This is a genomic window from Thermobacillus sp. ZCTH02-B1, assembly GCF_002159085.1.
In the GTDB taxonomy this organism is placed as follows: domain Bacteria; phylum Bacillota; class Bacilli; order Paenibacillales; family Paenibacillaceae; genus Thermobacillus.
Map to the genome: position 1 here is coordinate 174,325 of NZ_LZRU01000030.1, position 7,264 is coordinate 181,588.

At 63.9% G+C, this 7,264-nt stretch carries 9 protein-coding genes; 3 read left to right on the plus strand and 6 right to left on the minus strand.

Going from position 1 to position 7,264, the window contains the following annotated elements:
• Window positions 1-4: 4 nt before the first annotated feature.
• From A9Z00_RS12690 to A9Z00_RS12715, 6 genes are all read right to left on the minus strand, one after another.
• Window positions 5-130 (minus strand): cyclic lactone autoinducer peptide, encoded by a 126-nt coding sequence (locus tag A9Z00_RS12690; protein ID WP_296978001.1) that lies wholly within the window; start codon window positions 128-130, stop codon window positions 5-7.
• Window positions 127-660: an accessory gene regulator ArgB-like protein gene (locus A9Z00_RS12695; RefSeq protein WP_296978004.1), complete on the minus strand. Its 534-nt coding sequence runs from the start codon at window positions 658-660 to the stop codon at window positions 127-129. Before A9Z00_RS12695 ends, A9Z00_RS12690 begins: the two co-directional genes overlap by 4 nt.
• Window positions 654-1,289 (minus strand): hypothetical protein, encoded by a 636-nt coding sequence (locus A9Z00_RS12700; protein ID WP_296978006.1) that lies wholly within the window; start codon window positions 1,287-1,289, stop codon window positions 654-656. Before A9Z00_RS12700 ends, A9Z00_RS12695 begins: the two co-directional genes overlap by 7 nt.
• Window positions 1,290-1,632: 343 nt before the next feature.
• Window positions 1,633-2,334 carry a DsbA family oxidoreductase gene (locus A9Z00_RS12705; RefSeq protein ID WP_296978009.1) on the minus strand — a complete coding sequence of 234 codons (702 nt, stop codon included), beginning with the start codon at window positions 2,332-2,334 and terminating at the stop codon, window positions 1,633-1,635.
• A gap of 68 nt (window positions 2,335-2,402) precedes the next feature.
• Window positions 2,403-3,059 (minus strand): response regulator transcription factor, encoded by a 657-nt coding sequence (locus A9Z00_RS12710; protein ID WP_296978011.1) that lies wholly within the window; start codon window positions 3,057-3,059, stop codon window positions 2,403-2,405.
• A gap of 83 nt (window positions 3,060-3,142) precedes the next feature.
• Window positions 3,143-4,282 (minus strand): sensor histidine kinase, encoded by a 1,140-nt coding sequence (locus A9Z00_RS12715; RefSeq protein WP_296978014.1) that lies wholly within the window; start codon window positions 4,280-4,282, stop codon window positions 3,143-3,145.
• A 179-nt stretch (window positions 4,283-4,461) separates the two neighbouring features.
• Here A9Z00_RS12715 and A9Z00_RS12720 point away from each other — a divergent pair, with 179 nt between their 5' ends.
• From A9Z00_RS12720 to A9Z00_RS12730, 3 genes are read left to right on the plus strand one after another with little or no spacing between them, the layout of a single operon-like run.
• Window positions 4,462-5,397 carry an ABC transporter ATP-binding protein gene (locus A9Z00_RS12720; RefSeq protein WP_296978019.1) on the plus strand — a complete coding sequence of 312 codons (936 nt, stop codon included), beginning with the start codon at window positions 4,462-4,464 and terminating at the stop codon, window positions 5,395-5,397.
• A 12-nt stretch (window positions 5,398-5,409) separates the two neighbouring features.
• On the plus strand, window positions 5,410-6,573 hold the full coding sequence (locus A9Z00_RS12725) for an ABC transporter permease (protein WP_296978021.1): 1,164 nt from the start codon (window positions 5,410-5,412) through the stop codon (window positions 6,571-6,573).
• On the plus strand, window positions 6,566-7,228 hold the full coding sequence (locus A9Z00_RS12730) for an ABC transporter permease (RefSeq protein WP_296978024.1): 663 nt from the start codon (window positions 6,566-6,568) through the stop codon (window positions 7,226-7,228). Before A9Z00_RS12725 ends, A9Z00_RS12730 begins: the two co-directional genes overlap by 8 nt.
• The last annotated feature ends 36 nt before the right edge of the window (window positions 7,229-7,264 follow it).

Genomic DNA, 7,264 nt, shown 5'->3' on the forward strand with positions numbered 1-7,264 from the left:
ATCATCACTTCTTCAGAAGTTCGGCAGGGACTTTAGGTTGGTTCCACCAGATCCAGCTTGCCGTGCAGACGACAACCAGACCCGTGCAACCGATGATCGTAGCCAACAGATGGAGCGCTTTTTTCTTCATACCGAGTCACCGCCTTTCTTCGGGAATCTTATCAGCGAAATCGCCTGGATGAACCAGGTGATCGCCAGCAATTGGGATTGGAACAGGAAGTTCGAAGCAACCAGGACGGTAGATGCGACTTTGAGCGCAGGGAAATATTTTGACGGAATTCTGGTTTGTTCTTCAATTCTAGACGGAGCAAATATAATAGTCAATACCATATTTGCAATATTAAGTAATGTAATGTAAAAAACAGACAACTCCACGAACGGCAACAGTGCCGCCACACCGGCCGACGCGACAATGCACACGGATGCCGACTTGAGATGATAACCACCCGAGATCATCCGCAGCAGCCCGAACGCGAACAGCACCTGCATCGTTTCTCGTAAGTTGTCGAACAGCAGACCGAGAATGGTGGCCACGAGCAACGTAAGCACGGTGTTCAGAAACAGGTGGAATCCGAACTGGAGTCGCGCCACCGAATAGGGGTGGTCCGGCACTTCGCTCTTCAGCCAATGCGCGAGACGGAAAGCGAGCCTCTCTACCATTGCGTCCTCTCTTTCCTCAGAGCGATAAAGATCAGAAACAATTCGACAGCGAACGCGATCAACTCGACAAAGTACAGCTTGTCCTTGAGCAGGTGCAAGAACATGAGCAGGATGAACATGGCGGCAAAGAGCGCCAGAATCAGCAGGTTTTCACGCTTCAACTTGAATTTTTGCAACGGGAACGAAAACCCGTATCCCAGCCTATAGAGCAAAAGGCTTAACACGATGACCACGCAAGAAGATACGACGGACAGAATGAAGTAAGCCGCTCCTCCCGCCTGCACCTCAGCTACCGTGGTGAAACCTGCAAGCTGAGCGGCGTACAGAAAGGCCGTCTGGATCAGGATGGTCGACCCGTATCCCGTCGCCGCCATGATGAGCGAGCCGATCAACGAGATCCGCAATGTATAGAAAATAAACAGGGTGAACAGCACCAGACCGATCGCGGGGACCCATGATGCCAGATCGATCTCGTGCCATATGGCATAGTTCAACAGCGCCATCAGACCGGAGATCGGCACGATCTGCAGATTGTACTTCAGGATGTTGAAGCGGAACAGCGTGAACGATATGGCGAAGATCGACCAGGTCTCCAGCGCAGAGAACACGACGAAAAGAGCTTCCTTCATGCTTCCCTTCTCCCGTTCTACCCGCGCGAATTGAAAATCCGGCACTTGAAATGGGGATTTCTGTATGTTTGATTAAACTTATTCTTCGCAAATTAATTTTTTCCTTCCTTGGGAATTACAAATTTCGAAACTTTTTTCTTTTTAAAATCCGGCTCTCCGGCCGCCCTCGCCGGAAAAGAAAACGGACGCTTCCCGGAAGCGGAAAGCGTCCGCCGCGGATGCGCCGCGCGGGGGATGGCGCGGGCATGGCGCCGCCATGATGGTGTCGCCGCGCGAATGTATCGCCGCACGGTTCCGCCGCCGCGCAGGTTTCGGCGCCATGCGGGTCACGGAACCATGCGGGTTACGGAGCCGGCGCGCACGGGCCGTCGCCGCAGCCTCCATCCGGACCGCCGTCCGAAGCGGCCGGCTGCCCGTCCCGCCAGGCCCGGCGGAGCGCATCGAGAAACACCCGGGCCGGCTGCGCGCCCGATATGCCGTATTTGCGGTCGATGACGAAAAACGGCACGCCGCGGATGCCGAGCCGGCTCGCCTCGAGGCCGTCCGCCTCCACCTCGCCGGCATGGGCATCCGAGCGGAGCATCTCCGCCGCCGCCGCCCGGTCCAGTCCGGCCTTCCCGGCCACGGACAGCAGCGTCTCGTGATCGGCCACATTGCGGCCCTCCGTGAAATAGGCCTCGAACAGCAGCTCGACCGTTTCCCGCTCCCTGCCGTGCCGGCCGGCGAACTTGATCAGCCGGTGCGCGTCGAACGTGTTCGACGGCACGACGACGTTGAAGCGGAAGGCGATGCCGGCTTCCCGGCCCATCTCCTCCACGCGCCGGTTCATCTCGACCACCTGCCCGCGGTCCATCCCGAACTTGCGGGCCAGCGCATCGTACAGATCGTGTTCCGGCTCCTTCGGGGCGAACGGATCCAGCTGGAAACTGCGGTATTCCACCACGACTTCGTCCCTGTGCTCGAACCCGGCCAGCCCCTCCTCGAAATGGCGTTTGCCGATGTAGCAGAAGGGACAGGCGATGTCCGACCAGATTTCGATTTTCACGTTGTTTTCGCTCCTTTCCCGGTGTTTCCGGCGTGACGCTGTTCGGGCCGGCGTGCGCGGGCCCGGGCTCACTCCGCGATCTCCCGCAGGTAGAAGATCGCGATCTGCGTCCGGTCGCGCAGCCCCAGCTTGCCGAGGATGTCGGTGATGTAGTTCTTCACCGTGCCCTCGCTCAGGTACAGCGCCTGCGCGATCTCGCGGTTTGACAGCCCGTCCGCAATCTTCCGGACGATGTTCCGCTCGGTCTCGTTCAGGCCGAAATCGGCCAGCCGCTTCCGCCCGGCCGGCGCGTCCCCGGCGGCCGGGCGCAGCATGCCCGCCAGCTTCCGCGCGACATCCGGATGCATCAGCGTGTGGCCCGCGTGCACCGCGCGGATGCCCTCCGCGATCGTGTCCGGCGGCACGTTCTTGAGCAGATACCCGGCCGCGCCATACTGGAGCGCCTTCACGATGTACGCGTCGTCGTCGAACGTCGTCAGGATGAGCACCTTGACGTCCGGCGCCGCCTCGCGGATGAGCCGCGTCCCTTCCACCCCGTCGCACACCGGCATGCGGACGTCCATCAGGACGACGTCGACCCCGCCCGGATGCTCCCGCACGAACCGGACCGCTTCGCCGCCGTCCGCGCAAACCCCCGCCACTTCGATGTCCGGCATCGTGCCCAGAATGAGCCTGAGGCTCTCGCGAATGAACGGATCATCGTCCGCCACCAGCGTCCGAATCACCCGAACTCCTCCCGTCGCCTTTCCTTGTTCATGATGCGCAAAAAAAGTTCATGCGATCGAAAGCCCCCGCCGTCCGCGAGCCGTCACCGCCGCGGCAAAATCGTCCGCACCGCGAACCGCTCCCCGTGGACGATCTCGAACCGGCCGCCCGCGAGCCGCGCCCGCTCCTCCATGCCGAGCAGGCCGAGCCCCTTGCGCAGCCCGCCTGACTCCGGCGGCGCGCCGTTGTTGCGGACCGTCATCCGGAGCTCCTCCGGCGCGTATTCCAGCTCGACGTCCACCTCCGTGGCCCCGCCGTGGCGCAGCGCGTTCGTAACCGCCTCCTGCGCGTTGCGGTACAGCACGATCACGTCGCTCGGATAAAGCGGCCACGCCTCGCCCACCGTCCGGAACCGGACGTGCGCGCCGCCCGTTCCGGCCAGCTCCGCGATCAGCGTCTCCAGCGAGTATTCCCCGCGGGCCGCTTCGGCCGGCTTCAGCCGCCGGACGGTCGACCGGAGCGCATCCATCGCGCCCGCGAGCTGGTCGCGGACTTCCCGGACCAGCTTCATCGCCTCGTCCCGGGCGCCGCCTTCGTCGACGCGGACCGCCGCCTCGAGCATCATCTTCAGGCGGACGAGCCGGTGGCCGAGCTCGTCGTGCAGATCGTGCGCGATGCGGTTCCGCTCCTCGAGCTGTGCGAGCTCCTGCACCTTCGAGGCGTAATCCAGCGCCGTGCGGCGGGCCTCCTCCAGCTCGCGGTTCCGCGCCTGCAGCTCGCGGTACAGCGCCTCGATCTCCCCCCGGTCGACCGCCGTCCTGCGGATGTGCCCGATGAGCAGCACGATCGATGCGAACGCGAGATTCGCCGCCGCGAGCAGCGGAGGCGCAAAATGCGGCCACGCCGCCAGGTTCATCGCGGCGCCCGCGGCCGCCGCCCGCGGCAGAAACGGCCCCCGCCGCTCCGGCCGCGTGTACAGCGAAGCGGATACGGCAAGCGGCATGAGCCCGCCGTAATGCCAGGCGAACGCCGCGAGCAGTCCCGTCTCCGCGACGAACAGGAGCGGCGCCGCGCGGAAGTCCTCGCGGACTTCGAGCCGGTCGCGCAGGCTCATCGCAAACAGCAGGCCGAGCAGCAAAAACACGTACAGCGCCTCGTCCTCCACGCGGTCCGTGATCAGGATGGTGACGACGCCCGCCGCAGCTGCCGTCAGATAGCGGAGCATGAGGAAGGGAGCGTTCAAGACCACCGCACCTTTGTTCCGGATTGTTGCCCCCATTATAGCACGAGCGGGACGTGGTGACGGAGCGCACGGAACAAAGGTGACTCAAGTCACCCCGGTTCATGACCCGATCCACCTGACCCGGCGTCCGCGATGCGCTACGCTGGAGTCAGTCGGAACCGAACGCGGAGGGATGCGCAATGAGTCATGTCCGGCTGCGCCAGGTGGTCAAGCGCTACGGCACGAAGGTCTCGGTCGACCATCTGACGCTTTCGATCGAGAAGGGCGAAATTTTCGGGCTGCTCGGGCCGAACGGCGCGGGCAAGAGCACGACGATCAAAATGATCTGCGGCCTGATCCGCAGCGACCAGGGCGAGGTCGAGGTGGACGGGGAGTCGGTGCGCCACCGGCCGCTCTCGGTCAAGGCGAAAATCGGGCTCGTGCCGCAGGAGATCGCGCTGTACGAGCAGCTGACGGCGGAGGAGCATTTGCGTTTCTTCGGCAAGCTCTACGGGCTTCGCGGCCGCAGGCTCGAAGAGCGGATCGACGAGGCCCTGGCCTTCACCGGTCTCACCGGTCACCGGAACGAGCGGCCCGGCTCGTTCTCCGGCGGCATGAAGCGGCGGCTCAACATCGCCTGCGCGATCGTCCACCAGCCGAAGCTGATCATCATGGACGAGCCGACCGTCGGGATCGACCCGCAGTCCCGCAACCACATCCTCGAATCGGTGCGGGAGCTGAACCGCCGCGGCGCGACGATCCTTTACACGAGCCATTACATGGAGGAAGTCGAGGCGATCAGCACGCGGGTCGGCATCATTGACCACGGCAGGCTGATCGCGCTGGGCACGATCCGCGAGCTGCTGACGCAGGTCGAGGAACAGGAGAAGCTCGTGATCGAGACGGAAGGCCTGACCGACGCGGCGGTCGAAGAGGTCGGGCGGCACGCGTCCGTCCGGCGGGTGGAACGCCGGGACGGCGTGCTCGAAATCTGGCTGCGGCACGCGCAATCGTACCTCCAGGACATGCTGTACATTCTCGCCAAGCACGGGGTGCGCATCGCGTCGCTCCGCAGCGAGACGCCGAACCTGGAGACGCTGTTCCTGACGCTCACCGGGCGCCATCTGCGGGACTAGGAGGGAGACGCGATGCGAACGATCGCAACGCTCATGCGATGCGAGCTTCTCCGCATGCTCCGGACCCGGGAGACGTTCTGGATGCTCATCGTCCTCCCGCTCGTCCTCATCTTTATCCTTGGAAACGCGTTGTCCGGTTACTTCAATTATGAAGACCAGCTGGTCGACCCCGTCGAAGTCGGCCTGGTCGTATCCGACGAATCGTCGGCCGGATTCGCCGAACCGCTCCGCTCGGAAGCGGTCGCGCGGTGGCTGAACGTGCGCGATTACGAGGACCGGGAACGGATGCTGAAGGCGCTGGAGCGCGGGGAGATCGGATACGGGGTGGTCGTGCCGGAACATTTTGCGGAGATGGTGATGAACGGCCGGGAGGCGTTCTGGGAGCTCCATCCGGGGCCGAAAGCCGAACGGAATCTCGTGGCGGAGAGTGTGATCGGGGAGCTGCTTGACCGGATCAACCTTGCGCAATCGGTTGCCGAAGCGCTCGGCGATCCGCGGGCGGCCGAAGCCGCGGTCCGGGCCGGCGGAGCGGAGGGCTCCTTCGTGACCGTCACGCTGCCGGACATGACCGGCCGCGACTACTCCGCGATGCAGTATTACGCCGCCCAGATGCTCATCATGTTCCTGCTGTACGCCGGCATGGCGGCGGGGCTGTCGATCGCCGAAGAGCGGGAGGCGCGTACGCTGGACCGGCTCCGGGCCGCGCCCGTGATGCCCGTCCACGTCCTCGCCGGCAAAATGACGGGCCACGGGCTGGTCGGGATCGGCCAGGCGATCGTCATCATCGCGTTCACCCGGATGTTCTACGGCCTGGAATGGGGCGACCGCTACGGCTACCTGCTCGCGGCCTCCCTGTTCATCGTCGCCGCATCCGTCAGCCTCGCGGTCATCGCCGCCGCCCTGGCGCCGAACACGCGCGCGCTTCAGGCGATTTTCATGACGCTGATCCTGGGCATGACGTTCCTGAGCGGCGGCTTCACGCCCGAACTGGGCGAACCGCTGGAGCGGCTCGGGGAATTTACGTTCAGCTTCTGGGCGTCGCAAAGCTTCATCCATCTCATGCTGGGCAGCGCGGACGCCGTCGTGCGGGAACATCTGGCCGTGCTCGGAAGCGCTTCGGCCGGTCTGTTCCTCATCGCGGCCCTGCTCGGCAGAAAGGCGGTGTCCCATGAATAGCCTGCTCATAGCCGCCAACCTCATCCGCCGTACGATCGGCAACGTGAAAGGCTTTCTGCTCTTCATCCTGATGCCGGCCGTCGTCACCTCGGCGATGGTCTGGCTGGTCGCGTCGGTCGGCGACGGCCGGACGGCCGTCGGTTATGCCGATCTGGACGGCGGCGCAGCCGCACAACACGTCATCCGGGCGCTCGAACAGACGGGGCGCTACAAGCTGTGTCGGTATGAATCCGAACGCGAGCTAGCGGACATGGTGGCGGACCGGGAAGTCGCGGCCGGCTTCGTCATCCCCGCCGGTTTCGAGGAGGATTGGCTGGCCGGGCGCGGCCCCCGGCTGACGCTGATCCGGCTCATGCTCGACGAGAAATCGGTGATGCTCGAAACGGACCTGGACGGCATCGCCCGCGCGATGGCCGGCGCGGCGGCGGCCGCGGAACACGCCGGCGCCGCGGACGCACGGGAGGCGGCGATGGCGGTGCTGGACCGGCATCTGCTCGGGCTCGTCGGCGGCAAGAAAATGGACACGGGCCGGGAAGGCGGCATGGATTTCCTCGCGATCGGCTTCTCCCTCAATAAATTAAAGTTTTCTTTGTTTTTCTCGCTTTCTCGCAAGATTTCATCTTTGACACCCGAAGCCCCCTTGGATAGGATTTGACGAGGAGTGAATATTTGGGATCGATTGGGTTGGCGG

What these genes read in the sequence shown, in the direction of transcription:
- A9Z00_RS12690 (WP_296978001.1), bottom strand. Translation starts at nt 130, where the DNA reads ATGAAGAAAAAAGCGCTCCATCTGTTGGCTACGATCATCGGTTGCACG.
- A9Z00_RS12695 (WP_296978004.1), bottom strand. Translation starts at nt 660, where the DNA reads ATGGTAGAGAGGCTCGCTTTCCGTCTCGCGCATTGGCTGAAGAGCGAA.
- A9Z00_RS12700 (WP_296978006.1), bottom strand. Translation starts at nt 1,289, where the DNA reads ATGAAGGAAGCTCTTTTCGTCGTGTTCTCTGCGCTGGAGACCTGGTCG.
- A9Z00_RS12720 (WP_296978019.1), top strand. Translation starts at nt 4,462, where the DNA reads ATGAGTCATGTCCGGCTGCGCCAGGTGGTCAAGCGCTACGGCACGAAG.
- A9Z00_RS12725 (WP_296978021.1), top strand. Translation starts at nt 5,410, where the DNA reads ATGCGAACGATCGCAACGCTCATGCGATGCGAGCTTCTCCGCATGCTC.
- A9Z00_RS12730 (WP_296978024.1), top strand. Translation starts at nt 6,566, where the DNA reads ATGAATAGCCTGCTCATAGCCGCCAACCTCATCCGCCGTACGATCGGC.